General features: G+C 70.8%; 20 protein-coding genes and 1 pseudogene. 2 read left to right on the top strand and 19 right to left on the bottom strand.

Annotation, left to right across the window (positions count from 1 at the left end):
- Nucleotides 1–9: 9 nt before the first annotated feature.
- A complete protein-coding gene (locus ACWCP0_RS04975; protein WP_351228423.1) occupies nt 10–579 on the bottom strand; it encodes a dienelactone hydrolase family protein in 570 nt (189 codons plus the stop codon).
- Nucleotides 580–601: 22 nt separating this feature from the next.
- Between ACWCP0_RS04975 and ACWCP0_RS04970 the strand changes: the two genes are divergently transcribed.
- The gene (locus ACWCP0_RS04970; RefSeq protein WP_451077464.1) at nt 602–1,738 is read left to right on the top strand and encodes a mechanosensitive ion channel family protein; all 1,137 of its coding nucleotides are present in this window, start codon (nt 602–604) and stop codon (nt 1,736–1,738) included.
- Nucleotides 1,739–1,801: 63 nt separating this feature from the next.
- Here the strand turns inward: ACWCP0_RS04970 and ACWCP0_RS04965 are convergent, their stop codons facing one another.
- The 6 genes and pseudogenes from ACWCP0_RS04965 to ACWCP0_RS04940 all read right to left on the bottom strand — a co-directional run bounded on the left by ACWCP0_RS04965 (nt 1,802) and on the right by ACWCP0_RS04940 (nt 7,618).
- Nucleotides 1,802–2,548, bottom strand: coding sequence for an SDR family NAD(P)-dependent oxidoreductase (locus ACWCP0_RS04965; protein ID WP_451077463.1), 747 nt, complete (start codon nt 2,546–2,548; stop codon nt 1,802–1,804).
- Between the two features lie 54 nt (nt 2,549–2,602).
- A pseudogene (locus ACWCP0_RS04960) lies at nt 2,603–4,216 on the bottom strand (Na+/H+ antiporter).
- A 179-nt stretch (nt 4,217–4,395) separates the two neighbouring features.
- Nucleotides 4,396–4,857 carry a GNAT family N-acetyltransferase gene (locus ACWCP0_RS04955; RefSeq protein ID WP_451077462.1) on the bottom strand — a complete coding sequence of 154 codons (462 nt, stop codon included), beginning with the start codon at nt 4,855–4,857 and terminating at the stop codon, nt 4,396–4,398.
- Nucleotides 4,854–5,795 (bottom strand): RluA family pseudouridine synthase, encoded by a 942-nt coding sequence (locus ACWCP0_RS04950; protein ID WP_451077461.1) that lies wholly within the window; start codon nt 5,793–5,795, stop codon nt 4,854–4,856. Before ACWCP0_RS04950 ends, ACWCP0_RS04955 begins: the two co-directional genes overlap by 4 nt.
- A gap of 17 nt (nt 5,796–5,812) precedes the next feature.
- Entirely contained in the window at nt 5,813–6,376 is a 564-nt protein-coding gene (gene lspA / locus ACWCP0_RS04945; protein WP_451077460.1) for a signal peptidase II, read from the bottom strand.
- A gap of 135 nt (nt 6,377–6,511) precedes the next feature.
- Complete coding sequence (locus ACWCP0_RS04940) at nt 6,512–7,618, bottom strand: TraR/DksA family transcriptional regulator (RefSeq protein ID WP_451077459.1); 1,107 nt, start codon at nt 7,616–7,618, stop codon at nt 6,512–6,514.
- A gap of 543 nt (nt 7,619–8,161) precedes the next feature.
- Between ACWCP0_RS04940 and ileS the strand changes: the two genes are divergently transcribed.
- Entirely contained in the window at nt 8,162–11,335 is a 3,174-nt protein-coding gene (ileS, locus tag ACWCP0_RS04935) for an isoleucine--tRNA ligase (RefSeq protein ID WP_451077458.1), read from the top strand.
- 644 nt (nt 11,336–11,979) lie between these two features.
- Here the strand turns inward: ileS and ACWCP0_RS04930 are convergent.
- The 12 genes from ACWCP0_RS04930 to ACWCP0_RS04875 all read right to left on the bottom strand — a co-directional run bounded on the left by ACWCP0_RS04930 (nt 11,980) and on the right by ACWCP0_RS04875 (nt 24,780).
- Nucleotides 11,980–13,113 (bottom strand): DivIVA domain-containing protein, encoded by a 1,134-nt coding sequence (locus ACWCP0_RS04930; protein ID WP_451077457.1) that lies wholly within the window; start codon nt 13,111–13,113, stop codon nt 11,980–11,982.
- A 49-nt stretch (nt 13,114–13,162) separates the two neighbouring features.
- A complete protein-coding gene (locus ACWCP0_RS04925; protein WP_351228404.1) occupies nt 13,163–13,459 on the bottom strand; it encodes a YggT family protein in 297 nt (98 codons plus the stop codon).
- 70 nt (nt 13,460–13,529) lie between these two features.
- Nucleotides 13,530–14,195 carry a cell division protein SepF gene (locus ACWCP0_RS04920; protein WP_351228402.1) on the bottom strand — a complete coding sequence of 222 codons (666 nt, stop codon included), beginning with the start codon at nt 14,193–14,195 and terminating at the stop codon, nt 13,530–13,532.
- Nucleotides 14,196–14,329: 134 nt separating this feature from the next.
- Nucleotides 14,330–15,049, bottom strand: coding sequence for a YggS family pyridoxal phosphate-dependent enzyme (locus ACWCP0_RS04915; protein ID WP_451077456.1), 720 nt, complete (start codon nt 15,047–15,049; stop codon nt 14,330–14,332).
- The gene (gene pgeF, locus ACWCP0_RS04910; RefSeq protein ID WP_451077740.1) at nt 15,046–15,771 is read right to left on the bottom strand and encodes a peptidoglycan editing factor PgeF; all 726 of its coding nucleotides are present in this window, start codon (nt 15,769–15,771) and stop codon (nt 15,046–15,048) included. Before pgeF ends, ACWCP0_RS04915 begins: the two co-directional genes overlap by 4 nt.
- 28 nt (nt 15,772–15,799) lie before the next feature.
- A complete protein-coding gene (gene ftsZ / locus ACWCP0_RS04905; protein WP_451077455.1) occupies nt 15,800–17,005 on the bottom strand; it encodes a cell division protein FtsZ in 1,206 nt (401 codons plus the stop codon).
- A 276-nt stretch (nt 17,006–17,281) separates the two neighbouring features.
- A complete protein-coding gene (locus ACWCP0_RS04900) occupies nt 17,282–18,091 on the bottom strand; it encodes a cell division protein FtsQ/DivIB (protein ID WP_451077454.1) in 810 nt (269 codons plus the stop codon).
- Between the two features lie 26 nt (nt 18,092–18,117).
- Nucleotides 18,118–19,212: an undecaprenyldiphospho-muramoylpentapeptide beta-N-acetylglucosaminyltransferase gene (gene murG, locus ACWCP0_RS04895; protein WP_451077453.1), complete on the bottom strand. Its 1,095-nt coding sequence runs from the start codon at nt 19,210–19,212 to the stop codon at nt 18,118–18,120.
- Between the two features lie 6 nt (nt 19,213–19,218).
- Entirely contained in the window at nt 19,219–20,814 is a 1,596-nt protein-coding gene (ftsW, locus tag ACWCP0_RS04890; RefSeq protein ID WP_451077452.1) for a putative lipid II flippase FtsW, read from the bottom strand.
- A gap of 62 nt (nt 20,815–20,876) precedes the next feature.
- A complete protein-coding gene (murD, locus tag ACWCP0_RS04885) occupies nt 20,877–22,295 on the bottom strand; it encodes a UDP-N-acetylmuramoyl-L-alanine--D-glutamate ligase (protein WP_451077451.1) in 1,419 nt (472 codons plus the stop codon).
- On the bottom strand, nt 22,292–23,362 hold the full coding sequence (gene mraY / locus ACWCP0_RS04880; protein ID WP_385411725.1) for a phospho-N-acetylmuramoyl-pentapeptide-transferase: 1,071 nt from the start codon (nt 23,360–23,362) through the stop codon (nt 22,292–22,294). Before mraY ends, murD begins: the two co-directional genes overlap by 4 nt.
- Nucleotides 23,359–24,780 (bottom strand): UDP-N-acetylmuramoyl-tripeptide--D-alanyl-D-alanine ligase, encoded by a 1,422-nt coding sequence (locus ACWCP0_RS04875; protein WP_451077450.1) that lies wholly within the window; start codon nt 24,778–24,780, stop codon nt 23,359–23,361. The genes mraY and ACWCP0_RS04875 overlap by 4 nt, the downstream gene beginning before the upstream one ends.
- Nucleotides 24,781–24,784: the final 4 nt, after the last annotated feature.

Raw genomic sequence — 24,784 nt, 5'->3', positions numbered from 1 at the left:
AGTCCGGGCCTAGAGCGTCTCCAGGAACCCGAGCGCCACCCGCCAGGTCTGCTCGGCGGCCTCCTCGTCGTAGTCGGGCATGTCCGGGTCCGTGTACAGATGCCCGGCGCCGGGATAGCGGTGGACCTCGACGTCCGCACCCGTCTTGCCCATCTGCAGATACCAGGCGGTCAGCCAGTCGTGCGGCTCCATCGGGTCGGGGTCGGCGACATGCAGCTGTACGGGCAGCCCGTCGGCCTCAGCACCGTCCGCGATGTCGGACGTGCCGTGCAGCAGGAGCAGCCCGCGGGTCTTCTCGTCGCCGAACGCGAGGTTCTGTGCGATGGCCGCTCCCAGCGAGAAGCCGGCGTACACGAGTCCCCGCTCGGACAGGGGTGCCGCGACCGCGATCGCCCGCTTCAGGAGCTCCTCCAGACCGACCTCGTTCTTGTGGGCCCTGGCCTCCTCGAGGGTCTCGAACGTGCGGCCTTCGAACAGGTCGGGCGTCCACACCTCGTGCCCTGCGGCACGCAGCCGGTCCGCCGCGGCCCGGACGGCCGGGCGCAGACCGAATGTCGAATGGAAAAGCATGATGTCCATGCGGTCAGGTTACGTTCGAGACATGGAGAACGTGCTGCGCCCGTTGATCGTTGTCGGCGGCTCGGTCGTGCTCACGCTGTCGGTGGGTTGGCTGGTCGATGTGCTGTTGCGCCGGGCGGACGCCCGGCACACCGAGACCCCGCTGTGGGGCCTGCTGCGCCGCTGCCGCGTCGCGCTCCAGGTCGCGCTGGGCACGGCGCTGTTCAGAGGGACGTTCCGGCAGGCGGAGATCGAGGTCGTGGACGAGCACGCGGCGGGCATCGGACAGGTGCTGACGCTGGTGCTGATCGGGGCCTCGGCGTGGCTGGTGGTGCGGATCGCGACGGCCGTCGTCGAGTCCTCGTACAGGCGCTACGCCACGGCGACCCGCGATCCGGCGCGGGTCCGCCGGGTCCGTACGCAGGTGACGCTCATCCACCGGATCGTCATCGCGGTGGTGGGAGTGGTGGCGGTCGCGGCCATGCTGCTGACGTTCCCCGCGATGCGGACGGTCGGCGCGTCCATGCTCGCGTCGGCCGGCGTCCTCGGCATCGTCGCCGGTATCGCGGCCCAGTCGACGCTGGGCAATCTCTTCGCCGGGCTCCAGATCGCGTTCGGCGACATGGTGCGGATCGGCGACACGGTCGTCGTGGACGGCGAGTGGGGGACGGTCGAGGAGATCACGCTCACCTTCCTCGCCGTGCGGACCTGGGACGAGCGGCGGATCACGATGCCGGTCTCGTACTTCACCAGCAAGCCGTTCGAGAACTGGTCGCGCGGCGGGGTCCAGATGACCGGCACCGTCTTCTTCCATCTGGACCACGCCGCGCCCGTGCACGAGATGCGCGAGAAGCTCCACGACGTCCTGCGCGAGTGTCCGGCGTGGGACGGCCGCGACTGGTCGCTCGCCGTCACGGACACCACGCCGACCACGATGGTGGTGCGGGCCGTCGTCACCGCGAAGGACGCGGACGACGTCTGGACGGTGCGGTGCGCGGTGCGCGAGCAGTTGATCGCCTGGCTGTGCGACCGGCATCCGTACGCACTGCCCCGGATCGCCACGGCCCAGGCGGCGCACCCGCCCGTCGGCCATCCGGAGCACCCGGCCCCGGCCCCGGCCCCGACCCACGTCCCCGCCCCGGCCCATGGCGAGGGCGCTCACCGCACGGGCCGCGGCTAGTGCGGCCCCGACGGACGTCCCCACCCCTCACCCGGCGCGCCCCATGGCCTGCCCGGTGTGGACTCAGTGGCCTCGCTCCGCCCCGCCGTTGACCTGGATGACCTGCGCGGTGACATGGCCCGCGGCCGGCGAGGCGAGCCAGCGCAGGGTCTGGGCCACGTCCCCGGGGTGGCCGGCCCGCCCGGTGGCGGTCTCCGCGATGAGTGCCTTGCGGCGCTCATCGGGAAGTCCGCCCCCGAAGAAGCCGGTCTCCTCGACGAACCCCGGTGCCACGAGGTTCACGGTGATGCCGCGCGCCCCGAGTTGGCGGGCGAGATCGTACGCGTACGGGTGGAGCGCGGCCTTGGACGCGGCGTACGCACCGGAGCCGGAGCCCCGGTACGCGGCGATGGAGCTGAGGAACAGCACGCGGCCGCCCGGCGTGGCCAGATGGTCCTTGAGCGCCTCGGTGAGCAGCGTGGCCGTGAGCGTGTTCAGCCGGAAGTTGACGGTCCAGTCGTGGGCGACGGCCTCCAGCGGGTCCTCGAAGTCCGGCCGCTCCTCCTGCCGTCCGTTGCCACCGGCGCTGTGCACCAGCACGTCGACGGTGCCGAACTCCCGCGCCGCGAAGTCCGCCGCCCGCCGGGCCCCTTGGGGCTCGCTGAGGTCGACGGCGCAGTAGCGGGCACCGGGGATCCGTTCCGCGGCCCGCGCGAGCACCTGCTCGCGCCGCCCGAGCAGCAGCACCTGCTCCCCGTCCGCGGCGAACACCTCCGCCGCGGCGAACCCGATGCCGGTACCCCCACCACTGATCACCACGGTGCGCGCCATACCTTGATCTTACGACCGGCCCCTCCGTCGGAGGCTGCAACGGCGGGTTCGACGTCAGCGCAGGCTGCGTACGTCCAGCTGGCGCAGGACGCGGTCCACGACCTCGGGGGCGGCGCCCGGCTCGCTGCGGGCGGCGAGTACCTCGTGGCGGGCGGCCGAGAGCATCTCGCACTGGACGCGATGGAGGGTCGACTGCCGTTCGGCGCACCTGGCGAACCATTCGCGCCGTTCCTCGTCGACGATGCCCGGACTGATGCGGGTCCCGATGTCGTACGCCGCCCGCCGCAGCCGGTCGGCGATGTCCTCCGGCAGTTCCTCGCCCGCCTCGATCTCCTGCAGCCGGTGCTTCGCCGCCCGGGCCGCGCGCAGCGCGAGGGCCCGTTCCAGCGCCTGTTCGGCGTCCGTGTCGGCCCGTACGCCGAGCCGTTAGACCAGCCACGGGAGGGTAAGACCCTGTGCGACCAGGGTGGCCGTGATCACCGCGAAGGCGATGAAGATGATGTCGTCGCGGGCGGGGAGGGGCGAGCCGTCGTCGGTCCGCAGCGGAATCGCCAGGGCCTGGGGGTACCTCCCAGCGGTAGCCAGGGGGAGCGACCGAGGCCACGCCCCGCATCCCCGACCACCACATGACGCCGGTCTCGCGCCGGCCGACGGGGATCTCCTCGTCGCAGTCCCGCCGCTTGTGCAGCCGCTTCGTGAGCCAGGTGGCCGGCAGCAGCCACAGCAGCCGTACGCCGACGACGACCCCGACGATCAGCGCGGACCACTGGATCAGCCGGGTCCCCCGGCCCTCGGCGGTGCCGAGGACGATGTGCAGCTCAAACCCGACGAGGCCGAAGGCGACCCCGGTGACGAGGGTGTCCACGATCTGCCAGAACGCGTTCCCCGCGCGACGCCGGATGACGGCGTCCGCATCGACGGCGTTCTCGGCGAGACAGAGCGCTGCGACGAGGACCGCCGGCACGCCCGACCCCAGCAGGTCCTCCGCCAGTACGTAGCTGAGGAACGGCACGAGCAGGGTCAGCCCGATCTGCAGGGGTCGCGTCGCCGAGCAGCCCCATGAGCCGGTCGGAGAGCCAGCCGAGCCCGAGGCCGACCGCCACCGCCACCACCGCGGAGAGCACCAGCTCCCAGGCCGCCTCCGACCAGGAGAACGTCCCGCTGACCACCGCCGCGATCGCCACGTGGTAGAGCACGATCGCGGTGACGTCGTTGAAGAGCCCTTCGCCCTCCAGGGTCGACACCGGCGTGCGGGGCAGCCGAGGGCGCCCGCGACGGCGGTCGCGGCGACCGGGTCGGGCGGGGCGACGAGCGCGCGAGTGCGACGGCGGCGGCGATCGGCAGCCCGGGGACGGCGGCGTTCGCGACGGCCGCGACCGCCGCCGTGGTGACGAACACCAGCGCGACGGCGAGCGGCAGGATGGGCCGGATGTTGGCGGCGAACTGCCGCCAGGAGGTGCGCTGCACGGCGGCGTACAGCAGGGGCGGCAGCAGGAGCGGAAGGATGTACTCGGGCGGTACGGCGACGTCCGGTACGAAGGGCAGGAGGGCGATGGCCACCCCGACGAGGGTCATCAGCACGGGCGCCGGCAGGCCCAGCCGCTCCCCGAGCGGCACGGTGACCACGGACCCCAGCAACAGCACGAACAGCAGGGCCGATCGGTCCACGGGCGGGCCCCTCCGGCGGTCGGGACTTCGCCGGTCAGCCCGACAAGGCTCCCACGCGCATCCCCGTAATTGCCGCAATCACGAGACGCCTGCGGCGCCTCTGCCGGGCCGGCCCGTCCGGCGTTCGAGGACCCACACCTGAGCCACCGCCCGGTACCCGGGCACGCCCACGAGGGCGCCTACAGCACCCGTCGCATCGCCCGGTGCGGAATCCCCGCGTCCGGGAACTCCGGTCCGTACGCCTCGTACCCGAGCCGCTCGTAGAACCCCAGCGCGTGGGTCTGCGCGTGAAGGTCGACCGACGTGAGGCCACGGTCCCTGGCCGACACCTCGATCGCGCGCACCAGCGCCGCGCCGACGCCGAGACCGCGGGCGGCCTCGGTGACGGCGAGGCGGCCGAGGGAGCCGACCGTGGGATCGGGCAGGAGGCCCGTCAGGAGGCGGCCGGTGCCGAGCGGGCCGTCCGGGCCCACCGCGAGTACGTGGACCGCACCCGCGTCGTGGGCGTCGTACTCGATGTCCTCGGGCACGCCCTGCTCGACGACGAAGACCTCCTTGCGCACCGCGAAGCACGCCTCGCGGTCGGCCGCGTCCACCGCCTCCCGCACGACGAATCCGCGTGCGCCGAAACCGCCGCTCACGCGCTCTCCGCCGCGATCCTGTCCAGTGCCGCCCGCAGATCCTCGGGGTAGCGGCTCTCGAACTCGACCCACCGGCCGTCCGACGGGTGCTCGAAGCCGAGCCGCACCGCGTGCAGCCACTGCCGGGTCAGCCCGAGCCGCCGGGCCATCGTCGGGTCGGCGCCGTACGTCAGGTCGCCCACGCACGGGTGCCGGTGGGCGGACATGTGCACACGGATCTGGTGCGTGCGCCCCGTCTCCAGCTTGATGTCCAGCAGCGACGCGGCCCGGAACGCCTCGATCAGGTCGTAGTGCGTGACGGAGGGCTTGCCGTCCGCGGTCACGGCCCACTTGTAGTCGTGCTGCGGGTGGCGCCCGATGGGGGCGTCGATCGTGCCGCTCAGCGGGTCCGGGTGGCCCTGCACCAGCGCGTGGTAGCGCTTGTCGACCGTGCGGTCCCGGAACTGCTGCTTCAGCAGCGTGTACGCCCGCTCCGACTTCGCGACCACCATCAGCCCGGACGTGCCGACGTCCAGTCGGTGCACGATCCCCTGCCGCTCCGCCGCGCCCGACGTGGAGATCCGGTACCCCGCCGCCGCGAGCCCGCCGATGACGGTCGTCCCGGTCCAGCCGGGGCTCGGGTGCGCGGCGACGCCGACCGGCTTCACGATCACGACGATGTCGTCGTCGTCGTGGACGATCTCCATGCCCTCGACCGGCTCGGCCACGATCTGCACCGGCGCGGGGGCCTGCGGCATCTCGACCTCGAGCCAGGCGCCACCGCTGACGCGCTCGGACTTTCCTACGACGGCGCCGTCGACCTGGACCTTGCCCGCGGCGGCCAGCTCGGCCGCCTTCGTACGGGAGAAACCGAACATGCGCGAGATGGCGGCGTCGACACGCTCGCCCTCCAGGCCGTCGGGAACGGGCAGGGTGCGGGTTTCGGGAAGGGTACTCACCCGTCGAGTATGCCTTGTCAGTCCTTGTGGACGGTTCCGTCGGGGTCCAGGCCCTTGAAGGACAGGATCACGATGAGGATGCCGCCGCACACGATCGCCGAGTCCGCGAGGTTGAAAACGGCGAAGTGCGCGGGCGCGATGAAGTCGACGACCGCACCCTCGAACACGCCGGGCGACCGGAAGACACGGTCCGTGAGATTGCCGAGCGCACCGCCCAGCAGCAGCCCGAGCGCGATGGCCCACGGCAGGCTGTAGAGCTGCCGTGCGAGCCGCGCGATCACCACGATCACCGCGGCCGCGATGATCGTGAAGATGACGGTGAAGGCCTCGCCGAAGCCGAAGGCCGCGCCGGGATTCCGTACCGCCTCGAACTTCAGCAGCTCGCCGATGACCCGGATCGGCTCCCGGTGCTCGAGCTTCTCCACCACGATCATCTTGCTGCCGAGGTCCAGCAGGTAGGCCACGGTGGCCACGGCGAACAGGGCGAAGATCCGGCGCCTGCCCTTGGGCTGCCCGGCAGGAGCCGCAGCCTCGTCGTCGTCAACGCCCGGCGTACCGATGATGCGCTCCGCCTCTGCCACGTGAGTCCCTCAACCTAGGTGCCTGACTGGTCAAGAGGGTACGACACACACGTGCGGACCCCACCGCGCGAGGTACCCCGGCCCAGGCCGGCCCCCGAGCCGGCCTCGATCGCGGTGTGTGCGGCCCCGGCGGGCTCAGGCCCGCCGCTCCTGCTTCTGCTTGTCCTCCACGCACAGGGTCGCGCGCGGGAACGCCTGCATACGCGCCTTGCCGATGGGCTTTCCGCAGATCTCGCAGAGGCCGTACGTGCCGGTGTCGAGGCGGTGCAGCGCCCGCTCGGTCTGTTCGAGCATCTCGCGGGCGTTGTTGGCGAGGGCGATCTCGTGCTCGCGGGTGATGTTCTTGGCACCGGTGTCGGCCTGGTCGTCGCCCGCACCGTCACCGGAGTCCCGCATCAGCCCGGTCAGAGCCTCCTCGGAGTGGTTGATCTCGTCGCGCAGCTTGGTCATCTCGCTCTCGAGCTCGGCGCGGGCCTCTGCGACCTCGTCCGGTGTCCACGGGTCCTCACCCGGGCGCACCGCCAGCTCTTCGGGGGCCGTCGCGGCGACGACGCGGGCCGGCGGCACCGCCGTCGCGACGCCGTCCCCGCCTGCTGTGGCACTGGCCGCGGTCTTCTTCGCTCCCACCGTCCTGGCTCCCGTCTGCTTGGCGGCCTCGGCCGCCTCCTTGGCCGCACTGGCGGCCTTCCTGGCACCGGCGCCTGTCGTGCTGGCAGCCGCCGCCCTCTTCGTCCTGGCCGGCGCCTTGGCGGCCGCCGCTTCGGTGGACGCCGTGGAGCGTCCCGCCGGCTCCTTCCTCTCCGCCGTCCCGGCCTTCTTCGCCGGGGTCGTGCTCTTCCTTCTGGCTGTCGTGGCCTTCGCGCCGGCCTTCGCCGGCTTCGCGGACTTCTTGGCGGTCTCCTTCGCCGCCGTGGTCTCCGCTGCCGCCGCGGTGTCCTTGGCCGCCGCGGAGTCCTTCGGGACCGCCGTTCCCTTCGGGGCGGCTGTCTTCTTCGCAGGCGTGATCTTCTTCGTGCGCGTGGCCTTCTTGGTGGCCTTCCCCGCCGGTGCCGCGGCCTTCACCTCCGTCGCGTCGTGCGCGTTCGCACCGGACGCGTCGGCGTTCGTCACCCGTCCGGTGGCCGGGTTCCTCTTCTTCGCGACGATGCTCTTCTTGCCGTTCGTATCCTTGGCCGCCGCCCCCGCAGCGGCGGTGGACCTCGCTGACGCCGTCTTCTTCACGGCGGTCTTCTTCGCCACCATGGCCGCGGCCCCTTCACATATTGTGATCTTGCTCGCGAATCGTGCTGGGACGATAAATCGACCCCAGCTCCGCGGCAACGGGGCACGCCGCCGGTCGGACCCGCCCCGCGCCTGCCCCAACGCGAGCCTGCATCCGTTGTGCCCAGCTCCCCGCCCCGTAATCCGCCACGAGGACGCCTCCCGAGCACGCCCCGTTCCGTATGGCCATTCGGGTCACCCGGAAATCCGGTCTGCCCCGGGGCGCCGGGGCCCGTACACTGGGCGGAGCGAAAGGCGTGGATGGGGACCAGTAGCGTCGTACGCAGCCATGAGCGACCCGGGGACGGTGCGAGCCCGGGGGCGAGCGCGATGTGAACAATCACCCCGGAGCCGCCGGAAGAAAGCCCGCCGACGACGGCGGGCGAGTAGAACCGGCATCGCGACCCCAATGAGGGGGCTCACCGGGCTCGCCGGCGAGCCAAGGAGGGTGGTACCGCGGGAGCGCAGCGCATCGGCTCTCGTCCCTCCGACGGAAGAGACACAGTCCGTTGGAGGAGCCCGTACATGACGCCGCCGCCTCAGTACCGTCAGGTACCCGCCCAGGTGGACCTGCCCGCCCTCGAGCACGCCGTGCTCGACTTCTGGCGGGACAACAAGGTCTTCGCGAAGAGCCTCGAGCAGTCCGAGGGACGCCCGGAGTGGGTGTTCTACGAGGGCCCGCCCACTGCCAACGGCATGCCCGGCGCGCACCACATCGAGGCCCGCGTCTTCAAGGACGTCTTCCCGCGCTTCCGCACGATGCGGGGCTACCACGTGGCCCGCAAGGCCGGCTGGGACTGTCACGGCCTGCCCGTCGAGCTCGCGGTCGAGAAGGAGCTCGGCTTCAGCGGCAAGAAGGACATCGAGGCGTACGGCATCGCGGAGTTCAACGCGAAGTGCCGTGAGTCCGTGGCCCGCCACACCGACGCCTTCGCCGAGCTCACGACCCGCATGGGCTACTGGGTCGACCTCGACGAGGCGTACTGGACCATGGACCCCGAGTACATCGAGTCGGTCTGGTGGTCGCTGAAGGAGATCTTCAAGAAGGGTCTGCTGGTCCAGGACCACCGGGTCGCCCCGTGGTGCCCGCGGTGCGGCACCGGCCTTTCCGACCACGAGCTGGCGCAGGGCTACGAGACGGTCGTCGACCCGTCCGTGTTCGTGCGCTTCCCGCTGACCTCCGGCCCGCTGGCCGGCGAGGCGTCGCTGCTCGTCTGGACGACGACCCCCTGGACGCTGGTGTCGAACACCGCGGTGGCGGCCCACCCCGAGGTCACCTACGTCGTGGCGACGAACGGCGAGGAGAAGCTCGTCGTCGCCCGGCCGCTGCTGGAGAAGGCGCTCGGCGTGGGGGCACCTCCCGGGCCGCAGGGCCCAGGGGGAGGCTGGGAGGCCACCGGGCAGACCTTCACGGGCGCCGAGATGGAGCGCTGGACGTACGAGCGCCCCTTCCGGCTCGTGCCCTTCGACGAGCCGGCCCACTACGTGGTCAACGCCGAGTACGTGACGACCGAGGACGGTACGGGCCTGGTCCACCAGTCCCCCGCCTTCGGTGAGGACGACCTCAAGGTCTGCCGCGCCTACGGCCTGCCGGTGGTGAACCCGGTCCGCCCGGACGGCACCTTCGAGGAGGACGTGCCGCTGATCGGCGGCGTCTTCTTCAAGAAGGCCGACGAGGCGCTCACCAAGGACCTGGACGAGCGCGGGCTGCTCTTCAGGCACGTCCCGTACGAGCACAGCTATCCGCACTGCTGGCGCTGCCACACGGCGCTGCTCTACTACGCGCAGCCGTCCTGGTACATCCGCACGACCGCGATCAAGGACCGGCTCCTCGAGGAGAACGACAACACGAACTGGTTCCCGGACTCCGTCAAGACCGGCCGGTACGGCGACTGGCTGAACAACAACATCGACTGGGCCCTGTCGCGGAACCGCTACTGGGGCACGCCCCTGCCGATCTGGCGGTGCGAAGAAGGCCATCTGACCTGCGTCGGCTCGCGCGCCGAGCTGACCGAGCTGACGGGTACGGACCAGTCGTCCCTCGACCCGCACCGGCCGTTCATCGACGACGTCACCTTCCCGTGCCCCGAGTGCTCCGGCACGGCTACGCGCGTGCCCGAGGTGATCGACGCCTGGTACGACTCGGGCTCGATGCCGTTCGCTCAGTGGGGCTACCCGTACAAGAACAAGGAGATCTTCGAGAAGCGCTACCCGGCGCAGTTCATCTCGGAGGCGATCGACCAGACGCGCGGCTGGTTCTACACGCTGATGGCGGTCGGCACGCTGGTCTTCGACAAGTCGTCGTACGAGAACGTGGTGTGCCTCGGCCACATCCTCGCCGAGGACGGCCGCAAGATGTCCAAGCACCTGGGCAACATCCTGCAGCCGATCCCGCTGATGGACCAGCACGGCGCGGACGCCGTGCGCTGGTTCATGGCGGCGGGCGGGTCGCCGTGGGCGGCGCGCCGGGTGGGTCACGGCACGATCCAGGAGGTCGTGCGCAAGACGCTGCTGACGTACTGGAACACGGTGGCCTTCCAGGCGCTCTACGCCCGTACGTCGGGCTGGGCGCCCTCGGACGCCGACCCGGCACCGGCCGACCGCACGGTGCTCGACCGCTGGCTGCTGTCCGAACTGCACGCGCTGGTGGACCAGGTGACGCTGGCGCTGGAGGCGTACGACACCCAGCGCGCCGGCAAGCTCGTCTCCTCGTTCGTCGACGACCTGTCGAACTGGTACGTGCGGCGCTCACGACGCCGCTTCTGGCAGGGTGACGCGGCTGCCCTGCGCACGCTCCATGACGTGATCGAGACCGTCACACGGCTGATGGCCCCGCTGACTCCCTTCATCACGGAGCGGGTGTGGCAGGACCTGGTGGTCCCGGTGACGCCGGAGGCCCCGGAGTCGGTGCACCTGGCCTCGTGGCCGGAGGCCGACCTGTCGGCGATCGACCCGGCGCTGTCCCAGCAGATGGTGCTGGTCCGCCGACTCGTGGAGCTGGGCCGTGCGACGCGTGCGGAGTCCGGTGTGAAGACGCGTCAGCCGCTGTCGCGGGCGCTGGTGGCCGCGACGGGCTTCGAGTCCCTGTCGCCGGAGCTGCACGCGCAGATCACGGAGGAGCTGAACGTCTCGTCGCTGGCGTCGCTGAGCGAGGTCGGAGGTTCGCTGGTCGACACGACCGCCAAGGCCAACTTCCGCGCCCTGGGCAAGCGCTTCGGCAAGGGCGTGCAGGACGTGGCGAAGACGGTCGCCGCGGCGGACGCGGCCGCGCTGTCCCTGGCGCTGCGGTCCGGCTCGGCCGTGATCTCGGTGAACGGCGAGGACGTGACCCTCTCCCCCGAGGAGGTCATCATCACGGAGACGCCGCGCGAGGGCTGGTCGGTCGCCTCCGACCAGGGCGCGACGGTCGCCCTGGACCTGGAGATCACCCCGGAGCTGCGGCTCGCGGGCCTGGCCCGTGACGCGATCCGCCTCATCCAGGAGGCCCGCAAGAACAGCGGCCTGGACGTCGCGGACCGGATCGCCCTGCGCTGGTCCTCCGGCGATGCCGAGGTCACGACCGCTCTCACGGACCATGCGTCGCTGATCGCGGACGAGGTCCTGGCGACCGACTTCGCGCAGGGGGAGGCCGACGACTCGTACGGCGAGTCGTTCACCGACGAGGGCCTGTCCCTCACCTTCCGCCTCCGCAAGGCATAGGCGTCCCGCCTGACGGGCCCGGCCACGCACGTGGCCGGGCCCGCTTTTCTTTCCCCACCCGCCCCTTCCCGAACCGACGGCATGCCTCAGACCTCCCACCGGGGCTCCGCCCCGGACCCCGTTCCGGGGCTCCGCGCCTCGAACTCCCCTACGCCCTGCGGCATGGGGGACCGCCGGCGAGGCTTCTTCGGGGGGCCCGTTGGGGAACCTCGCAGGCGAAACTCCGGGGGAGCTTGAGTGCGGACACCCAGGCCCACTACCCGATACCGGCACCCACCACGCCCCCTGGGGACACCACCCACGCGAAGCTCCGCGGGAGCTTGAGTGCGGACACCCAGGCCCCACCACCCGATACCGGCACCCACCACGCCCCCTGGGGACACCACCCACGCGCTCCGCGGGAGCTTGAGTGCGGACACCCAGGCCCCACCACCCGATACCGGCACCCACCACGCCCCCTGGGGACACCACCCACGCGAAGCTCCGCGGGAGCTTGAGTGCGGACACCCAGGCCCCACCGGGCGTAGCGCCCGCCGCAGGCGACGCCGTCGCGCAGGCAAAAGGGCCGGGCCCGGGACATGTGTCCCGGGCCCGGCCCTGAGTGCCTGCCGACGGCTACGCGCGCATCGCGCGGCAGCCCGCCGTCAGTTGTCGTCCTCGTCGATGAGGAAGCCCCGCATCGGCGACGGCGCCTGCTGCATCGGAGCCGGACCCTGCGGCCGCACCGGTGCCATCGGCTGGGTCATCGCCGGGGACATCTGCTGCTGGCCACCGTACGAAGGACCCGCGGGCGAAGGCCCGTGACCGCCCATCGTCTGCTGGCCGCCGTAGGACGGGGCGCTCGCGCCGGCCGGAGCCATGGAAGGCGCCGGGGACGGCGGCAGCGACGCCGTCGCGGGGGTCCGCGGCGGGGCCAGGGAGTCGTCGGCCTGGGAATCCAGCTGACGCAGCTGGCTCTCCAGGTACGACTTCAGCCTCGTCCGGTACTCGCGCTCGAAGCCCCGCAGGTCCTCGACCTTGCGCTCCAGCGTGGCGCGGGCCGACTCCAGCGAGCCCATCGCGACGCGGTGCTTCTCCTGCGCGTCCCGCTCCAGCGCATCCGCCTTGGCGCGGGCGTCGCGCTCCAGGCCCTCGGCGCGCGAGCGCGCCTCGCCGACGATCTTGTTGGCCTCGGAACGGGCCTCCGCGATCGCCTGGTCGGCAGTCTGCTGGGCCAGCGAGAGCACACGCGCGGCGCTGTCGCCGCCGGGGCCCTGCTGGGGCATCTGCGGGCCGTGACCGCCCATGGGGCCGCCCATCGGGCCACCCATGGGACCGCCCTGCATCGGGCCACCCATGGGACCGCCCTGCATCGGGCCGGGGCCCATCGGACCACCCTGGGGGTGACCCTGCGGACCGTGACCACCGTGACCACCAGGGCCGTGACCACCGGGGCCGGCGGGCAGCTGCGGAGCACCACCGGGCAGCTGGGGCGGACCCATCTGCGGGGGCTGCTGCTGGACCGGCGGTCCGGATATGGCGGCGGGCACAGGAGCACCCGGACCGCGGCCGTCCTGCGGCTCCGGCGGTTTGCGCATGCCCTGCTGCTGCTGGTTCTGCGCGGCCGCACGGGTCGCCGCGGCCAGCTTGGCGCGCAGGTCCTCGTTCTCGCGGAGCAGTCGCGTCAGCTCGGCCTCGACCTCGTCGAGGAAGGCATCGACCTCGTCCTCGTCATAGCCTTCTCGGAGGCGGACGGTCGTGAACTGCTTGTTCCGCACGTCCTCGGGGGTCAGCGGCATCTCTTCTTCACCTCTACGTAGTCGTCGGCAGTCGGCAAGACCGTATCGTTCACATCCCGCTCCCCACGCTGCGCACGACGGAGATCAGGATGTAGACGATGATCATCAGAACGAAGAAGGACAGGTCGAGTGCCACGCCCCCGAGACGCAGCGGCGGGATGAACCGCCGCAGAAGCTTGAGCGGTGGATCGGTGACAGTGTAGGTGGCCTCCAGGACGACCACCATCGCCTTGCCGGGTTGCCACGAGCGGGCGAACTGGAAGACGTAGTCCATGACCAGCCGGAAAATCAGCACGACGAGGAAGCACACGAGCGCGATGTAGACCACCAACAATGCGACGCCCATTCCCGCGCTTCCCTCTCCCCTGGCTCTCGTGTTCCGGCCTCGCGGCCGGGTCGTTCTCCGGTGTCGTTCTCTAGCTCTGGTTGAAGAACCCGCCCTCTGCGATGCGGGCCTTGTCCTCCGCCGTGACATCGACGTTAGCAGGCGACAACAGGAACACCTTCTGCGTCACCCGCTCAATGCTGCCATGCAGACCGAAGACGAGTCCCGCGGCAAAGTCGACAAGTCGCTTCGCATCGGTGTCGTCCATCTCGGTCAGGTTCATGATCACCGGGGTGCCCTCACGGAAGTGTTCCCCGATGGTACGGGCCTCGTTATAGGTCCGTGGGTGCAGCGTAGTGATGCGGTAGGGCTCACGTTCGGACACAACCTTGGGCATGATCACCGGCGCGTTCTTCTCCAGGCTCGGACGTTCGGGTGTGATGGATGCCACGGGAGCGATGCGCGCCGGACGCCCGGATTCCACCGGAAGCGCGGCGGCATGCGACACCGGCTCGCGAGGCGCGGGCGGCGATACCACGCGCACCGGCTCCTCCCGTTCCACCCGGTGTTCCACCCGGTGTTCCCGGTGCTCCACCCTGTCCACCTGATGCGGGGGCTGGTGCCGACGCCGGTCCCGCTCGGGCTCCGGCTCCATCTCGGGTTCGAAGTCGTCGTCGGGATCGAATCCCCGGCCGTCGTACCCATCGTCCTCCACGAGGCCGAGGTAGACCGCCATCTTGCGCATCGCGCCGGCCATTCTCTGAGTCCTCCGCTCTGTGGTGGATCGGCTTCGTTCGGCTACGTCACCAAGTGCCCGCGATCCACTCGGTCCGCCCGTCTTTCGACGGAAATGACCATATTTTCTGCTGTGGTCCGACTTGCTTCGCGACGTTACCCGAGCCGGGGACGGACTCCGAGTACCGCCGTCCCGACGCGCACGTGTGTCGCTCCGGCCGCCACGGCCTCCTCGAGGTCCGCACTCATCCCTGCTGACACCATGTTCGCAGCAGGAAGGTCCGCGCGCAGGCTTGATGAGAATTCCATCAGCCGCTCGAAGGCAGCCTGTTGGCGCCCCGCGTACGACCCTGCGAGTGGCGCTACGGTCATCAGTCCGTCAAGCCGGAGCCCCGGCGCGCCGTCGACCGCGGCGGCCAACTCCTCGATTCCGTCGGGCGCTACGCCACCTCTGTCGCCCTGCCGCCCCGACTCGGCGTCGAGCGCGACCTGGATCAGGCACCCCAACTCACGCTCGGCGCGCACCGCCGCCGCGGACAGTGCGCGAACGAGCTTGAGTCGGTCCACCGATTGCACGACATCGGCATAACTCGCAACAGAACGGACTTTGTTCGTCTGCAGCTGACCGACGAAGTGCCAGGTGAGATCCAGATCGGAACAGGCCGCGGCCTTGGGGGCCGCCTCCTGGTCCTTGTTCTCCGCGACATTCCGCACCCCGAGTTCGTGCAGCAGGCGCACATCGCTCGCCGGGTACGTCTTCGTGACCACGATGAGGGTCACTTCCTCGCGCTTGCGCCCGGCAGCGGCACAGGCTGCGGAGATACGTTCCTCCACGCGCGCCAGGTTCGCGGCGAGTTCGGTCTTGCGGTCGGTCATCGTTCTTCTCTTCCGGCGCCCAGCCAGACGTATCCGGCGAGGCGTCCCGTCGTGCGGTCGCGGCGGTACGAGTAGTGGTCCCCCGACTCCAGTGTGCAGACCGGCGACGCCTTCCGGTCCCGCACACCGAGCGCCTCTAGCTGGGCGTGGACGCCGGCGGTGACGTCGACCGCCGGGGTGCCCCAGCTCGTCTCGGCCCTGGCGGCGGGCTCCACCGCCGCGACATCGGCCCGCATCGCCGCCGGGACCTCGTAGCAGTGACCGCAGACGGCGGGCCCGGTGCGGGCAATGATCCGCGCCGGGTCGGCGCCCAGTGCGATCATGGCCTCGACGGCGGCCGGTACGACACCGGCGACCATTCCGGGCCGGCCCGCGTGGGCCGCGCCCGCCACCCCCGCGACCGGGTCGGCCAGCAGCACCGGGGTGCAGTCGGCCGTCAGGACAGCGAGCGGCAGTCCGCGCCGGGCGGTCACCACCGCGTCCACCGCCGGGACCGGAGCGTCTCCCCACGGTCCGTCGACGACGGCGACGTCCCGCCCGTGCACCTGGTTCATCCAGACGACGAGACCGGGGTCGAGTCCCAGGGACTTGGCGGCGAGCTCACGGTTCGCGCGGACGGCGGCGGGGTCGTCGCCGACCGCGCCGCCGAGATTGAGCTCCTCGTACGGAGCGGCGCTCACCCCGCCCCACCTGTCGGTGAAGGCGAAGTGCGCGCCGCCCACGCTGTCGTGCTCGCGTATCACTTCAAGATCACTTCAGGAAGTCCGGGACGTCCAGCTCTTCGGCCTGGGTGTCGTACGGCCGGGCCGGCGGGACGTGCGGTGACCCGCTCCCCGACAGCGAGCTGTCGTTCCCCGCCGAGGACGCCTCGGCGGGGACCGCGGGCTCGTCGCGCGGCGCCACCGTGCCGAGGCCGCCGATGGAGCGCGGCTCCGGGCGGGCCGGGGGCGCGGGCTCCTCGCGCTTGGCGGAGGCGGAGCCGATCACGTTCTCACGGCGGGTCGGGGGCTGGCCCCCGTCGAAGCCGGCCGCGATGACCGTGACCCGGACCTCGTCGCCCAGAGCGTCGTCGATGACGGCGCCGAAGATGATGTTGGCCTCGGGGTGTGCGGCCTCGCTGACCAGCTGGGCGGCCTCGTTGATCTCGAAGAGACCGAGGTCCGAGCCGCCGGAGATGGAGAGCAGCACGCCGCGGGCGCCGTCGATGGACGCCTCCAGCAGCGGCGACGAGATGGCCATCTCTGCGGCGGCCACGGCGCGGTCGTCGCCGCGGGCCGAGCCGATGCCCATGAGGGCCGAACCGGCCTCGGACATGACCGACTTGACGTCGGCGAAGTCGAGGTTGATCAGACCCGGGGTGGTGATGAGATCGGTGATGCCCTGGACACCCGAGAGCAGCACCTGGTCCGCGGACTTGAACGCGTCCAGCACGCTGACCTGGCGGTCCGAGATGGACAGCAGCCGGTCGTTCGGGATGACGATGAGGGTGTCGACCTCTTCGCGGAGCTCGGCGATGCCGTCCTCCGCCTGGTTGGCGCGACGGCGGCCCTCGAAGGTGAAGGGGCGGGTGACCACGCCGATGGTCAGGGCGCCGAGCGACCGTGCGATGTTGGCCACGACGGGCGCGCCGCCGGTGCCGGTGCCGCCACCTTCGCCGGCGGTGACGAAGACCATGTCGGCCCCCTTGAGGACCTCCTCGATCTCCTCTCGGTGGTCCTCTGCCGCCTTGCGACCGACTGCCGGGTTGGCTCCGGCCCCGAGGCCGCGGGTGAGTTCGCGGCCGACGTCGAGCTTGACGTCGGCGTCGCTCATCAACAGGGCTTGCGCATCCGTGTTGATCGCGATGAACTCGACGCCCTTGAGACCGACCTCGATCATTCGGTTGATGGCATTGACACCACCGCCGCCGACACCGATGACCTTGATGACTGCGAGGTAGTTCTGCGGTGCTGCCACGTCGAAGGCCTCTCGCCTCGAGTTACGTGCCGTCGCTGCGCGGTGGTCGCGCCGCGACGACGGATGCCGATGGGACGGTCCGAAACGCCGACCCGAACCCTAACGTTGAAGTTTAGGGTTACCAATGTCTCTGCTTCTTGGACTCTCCTGAACGAGACACTAAGTCGACAAGCGGCGCACGTTCAACGAACACGCCGAACCTCCCGTTTTTCTTTTCACCCTATGTGATCAGCCGTTGCGCTGACCAACCAGGGTGCTGGCCTGCGCATATGTGCGTCAACTCCCTGACACGGCAGGAGCGGTGGGGGCACTCACATCGAAATGCCCGGCACCGGGTGCGACTTTCATCAGCGCGGCGAGCGCCCTCGCCTTCGCCTCGCCGTTCTCGCTGCTGCCCCATACGACGGTGCGGCCGCGCGTCAGCTCCAGGGTGATGGAGTCGTACGAGCGGACCTCGACGGAGCGGAGGTCCTTGGTGGCCTGCGCGGGGAGTTCGGCGGTGACCCGTACCACCTCGGTCACCAGGCGCTGCTCATCGAAGCGGCGCAGACCCGGCGACTGATCTGTCGTCAATTCCAGGAGTGGTACACCTTTGGGCGCTTTGTCCACCGTGGCAAAACGGACGCCTTTCGTGTCCACTTCGATGAACTTCGCGCCTTTTCCGATGAGCAGTACCGGCTTTCGCTCGGTCACCTTCAGCGCGATTCCGTGCGGCCATGAACGCACGGCTTCGACGGAGTCGATACGGGGCAGTTTGTCGCGCAGTCGCGCCTCAATACTCTCCATATCGACCGAAATAAGCGGCGATCCGATCGGTACGGCCGCCGCCTCCTCCACCTCACGGTGTGTCAGAACCTGTGTACCGGAGGTACGGACCCGCTCGACGCGCAGCCACGAGGAGCCGTACAGCAGCCAGATTCCGGCCGCGACGACCACGACAAGGGCGGAACCGATCAGCAGCGCCCGACGCCCCGGCAGTCGGGGACGCCGGAAGACGGGTCCTCTGCGGACCCGGCCGGAACGGCCGGCCGACGACGAGCCCCTCGGGTTTCGCGTACCGCGCTCGGCGGTCGTCGGTCCGGCCATGCTCCGCACCCTGCCCTTCGCTGTGCCTATCGGCGCGCCCGTGCGGAAATCGCCTCGTAGACCATTCCGACAAGCAGATCGTCTGCGTCCCGGCGCCCGAACTCGGAGGCGGCACGGGACATCTCGTACAGCCGGTGCGGGTCGGCGAGCACCGGGAGCACGTTCCCCTGGATCCACTCGGGGGTCAGCTCGGCGTCGTCGACCAGCAGTCCGCCACCCGACTTGACCACCGGCTGGGCGTTGAGCCGCTGTTCACCGTTGCCGATCGGCAGCGGTACGTACGCGGCGGGGAGCCCGACGGCGGAGAGTTCGGCGACGGTCATGGCGCCCGCGCGGCAGAGCATCATGTCGGCCGCCGCGTACGCGAGATCCATCCGGTCCAGGTACGGTACCGGGATGTAGGGCGGCATTCCGGGCATGTTGTCGACGCGCGGCACTTCGTTCTTCGGGCCGACGGCGTGCAGGATCTGGATACCGGAGCGCTGCAGCAGCGGAGCGACCTGCTGGATCACCTCGTTGAGACGGCGGGCGCCCTGCGAGCCGCCCGAGACCAGCAGCGTCGGCAGGTTGGGGTCGAGGCCGAAGGCGGCGCGCGCCTCGGGCCTGACCCGGGCCCGGTCGAGCGTGGCGATGGAGCGGCGCAGCGGGATGCCGATGTAGCGGGCGTCGCGCAGCTTGCTGTCGGGGGTCGAGACCGCGACGCCGGCCGCGTAGCGCGAGCCGATCTTGTTGGCCAGCCCGGGGCGGGCGTTGGCCTCGTGGACGACGATCGGCACACCGAGGCGCTTGGCGGCGAGATAGCCGGGCAGCGCGACATAGCCGCCGAAACCGACGACGCAGTCCGCTTTGGTGCGCTCCAGGATCTGCTCGGCGGCCTTGATCGTGCCGCGCAGCCGGCCCGGGACGGTGATCAGCTCGGGGGTCGGCTTGCGTGGCAACGGTACGGCGGGAATGAGCGCGAGCTCGTAGCCCCGCTCGGGGACGAGCCTGGTCTCCAGTCCGCGCTCTGTGCCAAGGGCCGTGATGCCCACGGCCGGATCCTGCCTGCGCAGGGCGTCCGCGAGGGCGAGCGCGGGCTCGATGTGGCCGGCGGTCCCCCCGCCGGCGAGTACGACATGCACCGAAATTCACCGCTCTCCGGACGGACGTTCCTTGACGCGCCGTCTCATCGTCTTCCATCTCACCCCGGGCCTCCGCACGGCCAGGGCCGCCTTCGCCGCGGGATCCTCTCGCGCGAAGGCGATCAGCAGCCCCACGGCGAACATGGTCGGCAGCAGGGCGGAGCCCCCGTAGGAGAACAGCGGGAGGGGGACACCGGCGATCGGCAGCAGACCGAGCACCGCACCGACGTTGATCACGGCCTGGGCCGTGATCCAGGTGGTCACACCTCCCGCGGCGTACCTCACGAAGGGGTCCTCCGTGCGTCCGGCCACGCGGATACCCGCATAGCCTAGAGCCGCGAAGAGAGTGAGCACCGACAGCGTCCCCGCCAGCCCCAGTTCCTCCCCGGTGATCGCGAAGATGAAGTCGGTGTGAGCTTCGGGTAGTTGACCCCATTTTTCCACACTTGCACCGATCCCGGAACCGAACCATCCGCCGGATGCGAGCGCGTAGATCCCGTGCACGGCCTGCCAGCAGCTGTCGCCGGGACCCGGGTCCGTGGCGCCGACGCACTGGAACCGGGCCATACGGTTCGGATTGGTCTTGATCAGTACGGCGCCGATCAGGCCCGCGACCGCCAGCACCCCGCCGAACAGCCTGGTGGGGGCGCCGGCCAGCCAGAGCAGGCCGAAAAGGATCGCGGTCAGAATGATGGCCGTGCCCATGTCACCGCCGAGCATGATCAGCCCGAGCAGCATGAAGGCGACCGGCACCAGCGGGACGAGCAGGTGCTTCCACTGGGTGAGCAGCCGTTTGTCCTGCTTGCGCGCGAGCAGATCGGCGCCCCAGAGGATCAGGGCGAGCTTGCCGAACTCGCTGGGCTGGAGCTGGAAGGGGCCGCCCAGCGAGATCCAGTTCTGGTTGCCGTTGACCGCCTGCCCTATCCCGGGAATCTGCACCAGCACCATCAGAAAGGCGCTGCCGACCAGGAGGGGATAGGCGAGCGCGCGATGGAGCTTGACGGGCATCCGGGAGGCGAGGAAGAGCAGCCCGGTGCCGATGACGGCGGCCAGGAACTGCTTGCGGAAGAAGTACGAGGAGGGCAGGGAGTACTTCAGCGCCGTGATCATCGACGCGGAGTAGACCATGACCAGGCCGAGTGCGGTGATCAGCAGGCCGGCACCGAGGATCACGTAGTACGCGGTGAGCGGGCGGTCCCAGGCCCGGCGCGCCTGCTCGTACGCGCGCCGGACCGCCCCGCCGCGGGGTGGTCCGGGCTCGCCGGCGCTTCCACGAGCGCCGCCGGACGGCCGGCGCACCGGCCCGGCGGTCCCGCTCCGCAACGCGAGGCCGGGCACACCGGCGGGGGCAGGCTCGGGTACGAGTGCCCGCCCGAGAGCGGCGGCGCGCTCGGCAAGCACGCGGACGGGGATCACCGCAAGGGCTCCGAAGGAGCCCTTGCGGTGATCGAGGACGGACACCCGGGACGACCGGTCGGCACCGCTCGCCTCCGGCTGGCCTGAGGGCCTGCCCCCGGTTCGGGAAGAGGCGGGGAGGGGAAAGGGCCCGCCTCGGGCGCGCGCGGAGGAGGACGGAGGCTCGAGGGTGGGGTCGGGCGGCATGGGCGGTGTCCCCTCCAGTCTGGGGCGGCGGCGCCGGGGCGCGGCGGCGGGGACCGGGCCGGTCAGGCGCGCTCGGTGGCGAGGGCGCGGACCGCGTCCGCGAAGGCCTCGCCTCGCTTGTTGTAGTTGGCGAACATGTCCATCGAGGCGCAGGCGGGGGCCAGCAGCACCGTGTCCCCCGGCCGCGCGAGCCCCGCCGCTTCGCGGACCGCCGCCGACATCGCCCCAGTGTCGGTCCGGTCGAGGTCGACCACCGGGACCTCGGGCGCGTGTCGCGCGAGGGCTTCGCGGATCAGCGCCCGGTCCGCGCCGATGAGGACCACGCCGCGCAGCCGCTTCGCCGACTTCTCGACGAGCTCGTCGAAGGTCGCCCCCTTCGCCAGCCCGCCCGCGATCCAGACGATCGGGTCGTACGCCGCCAAGGACGCTTCCGTGGCATGGGTGTTGGTGGCCTTGGAGTCGTCCACGTACGCGACGCCGTCGACCTCGTCGACGAACTCGATACGGTGCGCGTCCGGGCGGAAGGCCCGCAGTCCGTCCCGTACGGCGGCCGGCTCGACGCCGAAGGCGCGCGCGAGCGCCGCCGCCGCGAGCGCGTTCGCGATGTTGTGCGGGGCCGGCGGGTTGACGTCGGAGATCTCGGCCAGCTCCTGGGCCTGCTTCTGGCGGTTCTCCACGAAGGCGCGGTCCACCAGGATCCCGTCCACGACACCGAGCTGCGAGGGCCCGGGTGTCCCCAGCGTGAAGCCGATCGCCCGGCAGCCCTCCACGACGTCCGCCTCGCGCACGAGATCCTCGGTCGCGGGGTCGGCCACGTTGTAGACGCAGGCGACCGTATTGCCTTCGTAGATACGGCCCTTGTCGGCCGCGTACGCCTCCATGGAGCCGTGCCAGTCGAGGTGGTCGGGCGCCAGGTTGAGCACGGCCGCGGAGTGGGCGCGCAGCGAAGGCGCCCAGTGCAGCTGGTAGCTGGAGAGCTCGACGGCGAGGACGTCGTACTTCTCGTCGCCGAGGACGGCATCGAGCAGCGATACGCCGATGTTGCCGACGGCCGCGGACTTCAGTCCGGCCGCCTCCAGGATCGCGGCGAGCATCCGGACCGTCGTGGTCTTGCCGTTGGTGCCGGTGACCGCGAGCCACGGGGCCGCGTCGGGCCCCCGCAGCCGCCACGCCAGTTCGACGTCCCCCCAGACCTCGACCCCGCCCGCGGCAGCCGCCGCGAAGAGCGGCTTGTCGGGCTTCCAGCCGGGCGCCGTGACGACCAGCTCGGTGCCCTCCGGCAGGGTGGCACCGTCGCCGAGGCGGACGGTGATGCCCTCCGCCTCCAGCTCCGCCGCCTGCGCCTGCGCACGCTCGTCGTCGCCGTCGTTGACGACCGTGACGACCGCGCCGAGGCCGTGCAGGACGCGCGCGGCGGGGATGCCGCTCACGCCCAGCCCGGCGACGGTGACGCGCTTGCCCTGCCAGTCCAGCTCAGTCACTTGTCGGCCGCCCAGCCCGCGTAGAAGATGCCCAGTCCCACGATGACGCACATGCCCTGAATGATCCAGAAACGGACGACGACCAGGACCTCGGACCACCCCTTGAGCTCGAAGTGGTGCTGCAGCGGGGCCATGCGGAAGACGCGCTTGCCGGTGAGCCTGAAGGAGCCGACCTGGATCACCACGGACATGGTGATCAGCACGAACAGACCGCCGAGCAGCGCGAGCAGCAGCTCCGTACGGGAGCAGATCGCGAGGCCGGCGAGCGCGCCGCCGAGGGCGAGCGAGCCGGTGTCACCCATGAAGATCTTGGCCGGCGAGGTGTTCCACCACAGGAAGCCGAAGCAGGCACCCATCAGTGCGGAGGCGACGACCGCGAGGTCGAGCGGGTCGCGCACCTCGAAGCAGGCGTTGGGGTTGGTCAGCGTCATCGCGTTGGCGCAGGACTCCTGGAACTGCCAGAGCCCGATGAAGGTGTACGCGCCGAAGACCATCACGGACGCACCGGTGGCCAGGCCGTCCAGACCGTCGGTGAGGTTCACGCCGTTCGACATGGCGAGGATCATGAACAGCGCCCAGATCACGAACAGCACCGGACCGATGGACCAGCCGAAGTCGGTCACGAACGAAAGCTTCGTGGAGGCCGGGGTCTGACCGCGGATGTCGGCGAACTGCAGCGCCAGCACCGCGAAGGCGATACCGACGATCAGCTGTCCGGCCATCTTCGCCTTGGCCCGCAGGCCCAGCGACCGCTGCTTGACGATCTTGATGTAGTCGTCGAGGAAGCCGACCAGGCCCATGCCCGCCATCAGGAAGAGCACCAGCACACCCGAGAACGTCGGGTCCTCACCGGTGATCACCTTGGTGAGGGCGTACGCGATCAGCGTGGCCAGGATGAAGGCGATGCCGCCCATGGTGGGCGTGCCCTTCTTGCTGCCGTGGCTGCGCGGGCCGTCGTCGCGGATGAACTGCCCGTATCCCTTGCGGGCCAGCAGCTTGATCAGCAGCGGGGTGCCGATGAGGGTCAGGAAGAGCCCGATGGCCCCCGCGAAGAGGATCTGCCTCATCGACCGGTGACCTCACCCTCGGTGGTGTTCTCGAGCAGCGCCAGGGCGATCCGCTCGAGACCGACCGACCTGGACGCCTTCACCAGCACCACGTCTCCCGGGCGCAGCTCTCTGCGCAACAGGTCGATCGCCGCCTGCGCGTCGGACACGTGCACCGACTCCTCACCCCACGAACCCTCGTTATATGCGCCCAGTTGCAACCAGGACGCTTCCCTGCCCCCGACTGCCACGAGCTTGCTGACGTTGAGCCGGACGGCGAGCCGTCCGACCGCGTCGTGCTCGGCGAGCGACTCGTCCCCGAGCTCGGCCATCGGACCGAGCACCGCCCACGTGCGCCCCCCGCCGGCCTGAGCGGCCGTGCCCATGGCCACGAGCGCACGCAGTGCGGCTCGCATGGACTCGGGGTTCGCGTTGTAGGCGTCGTTGACGACCGTCACGCCGTCCGGACGCTCGGTGACCTCCATACGCCAGCGGGAGAGGGTGCCGGCCTCCGAGAGCGCGAGGGCGATCTCGTCGACGGACATGCCCAGCTCATGGGCGACGGCGGCCGCGGCGAGCGCGTTCGACACGTGGTGCTCACCGTACAGCCGCAAGGTCACGTCACTGCACCCGGAGGGTGTGCGAAGCAGGAATGCGGGCTGTCCGCTCGGCATGAGGCGGACGTTCTCTGCGCGTACGTCCGCTTCGCCCGCCTCTCCGAAGAGGACGACGCGTGCCTTCGTGCGGGAGGCCATCGCGCGGACGAGCGGATCGTCGGCGTTGAGGACGGCCACACCGTCCTCCGGAAGCGCCTCGACGAGTTCGCCCTTGGCCTGGGCGATCTGCTCGCGGCCGCCGAACTCGCCGATGTGGGCGGTGCCGACGTTCAGTACGAGGCCGATGCGCGGCGGGGTGAGGCCGGTGAGGTACGTGATGTGGCCGATACCGCGGGCGCCCATCTCCAGGACGAGATGGCGGGTTTCCTCGGTCGCGCGGAGCGCGGTGAGCGGCAGGCCGATCTCGTTGTTGAGGGAGCCGGGCGTCCAGACCGTGGGCGCGTGGCGCTGGAGAAGCTGGGCGATGAGGTCCTTGGTGGAGGTCTTGCCCGCGGAGCCGGTGAGGGCGACGACCTCGGTGCCGAGCTCCTCGACGACGGCCCGCGCGAGCGCGCCCAGCGCGGTCTGGACGTCGTCGACGACGATGGCGGGGACGCCGACCGGCCGGGCAGCCAGGACGGCTGCCGCGCCCGCCGCGACCGCGCGTTCCGCGTAGTCGTGGCCGTCGACGTTCTCACCGGTGAAGGCGGCGAAGAGACTGCCTGCCTCGACCTGGCGGGAGTCGATGACGACGGGTCCGGTGACCCGGACGGCCGGATCCGGTATGTCGTACGACTGCCCGCCGACGATTTCGGCGATCTCGGCGAGGGAGAGGGCGATCACTGCT

This window comes from Streptomyces sp. NPDC001970 (genome assembly GCF_053594115.1).
Note: the sequence above shows the minus strand (reverse complement) of the source record. Positions and strands in the feature narration are given on the sequence as shown.

Bases quoted from the DNA above. Each gene is read 5' to 3' on its own strand.
- ACWCP0_RS04940 (WP_451077459.1), bottom strand. From the start codon at position 7,618: ATGGTGGCGAAGAAGACCGCCGTGAAGAAGACGGCGTCAGCGAGGTCC.
- ftsW (WP_451077452.1), bottom strand. From the start codon at position 20,814: ATGCCGCCCGACCCCACCCTCGAGCCTCCGTCCTCCTCCGCGCGCGCC.
- ACWCP0_RS04975 (WP_351228423.1), bottom strand. From the start codon at position 579: ATGGACATCATGCTTTTCCATTCGACATTCGGTCTGCGCCCGGCCGTC.
- ACWCP0_RS04970 (WP_451077464.1), top strand. From the start codon at position 602: ATGGAGAACGTGCTGCGCCCGTTGATCGTTGTCGGCGGCTCGGTCGTG.
- ACWCP0_RS04930 (WP_451077457.1), bottom strand. From the start codon at position 13,113: ATGCCGCTGACCCCCGAGGACGTGCGGAACAAGCAGTTCACGACCGTC.
- ACWCP0_RS04915 (WP_451077456.1), bottom strand. From the start codon at position 15,049: ATGACCGACCGCAAGACCGAACTCGCCGCGAACCTGGCGCGCGTGGAG.
- ACWCP0_RS04965 (WP_451077463.1), bottom strand. From the start codon at position 2,548: ATGGCGCGCACCGTGGTGATCAGTGGTGGGGGTACCGGCATCGGGTTC.
- ACWCP0_RS04900 (WP_451077454.1), bottom strand. From the start codon at position 18,091: ATGGCCGGACCGACGACCGCCGAGCGCGGTACGCGAAACCCGAGGGGC.
- mraY (WP_385411725.1), bottom strand. From the start codon at position 23,362: ATGAGGCAGATCCTCTTCGCGGGGGCCATCGGGCTCTTCCTGACCCTC.
- ACWCP0_RS04920 (WP_351228402.1), bottom strand. From the start codon at position 14,195: ATGGCCGGCGCGATGCGCAAGATGGCGGTCTACCTCGGCCTCGTGGAG.
- ACWCP0_RS04925 (WP_351228404.1), bottom strand. From the start codon at position 13,459: ATGGGCGTCGCATTGTTGGTGGTCTACATCGCGCTCGTGTGCTTCCTC.
- ileS (WP_451077458.1), top strand. From the start codon at position 8,162: ATGACGCCGCCGCCTCAGTACCGTCAGGTACCCGCCCAGGTGGACCTG.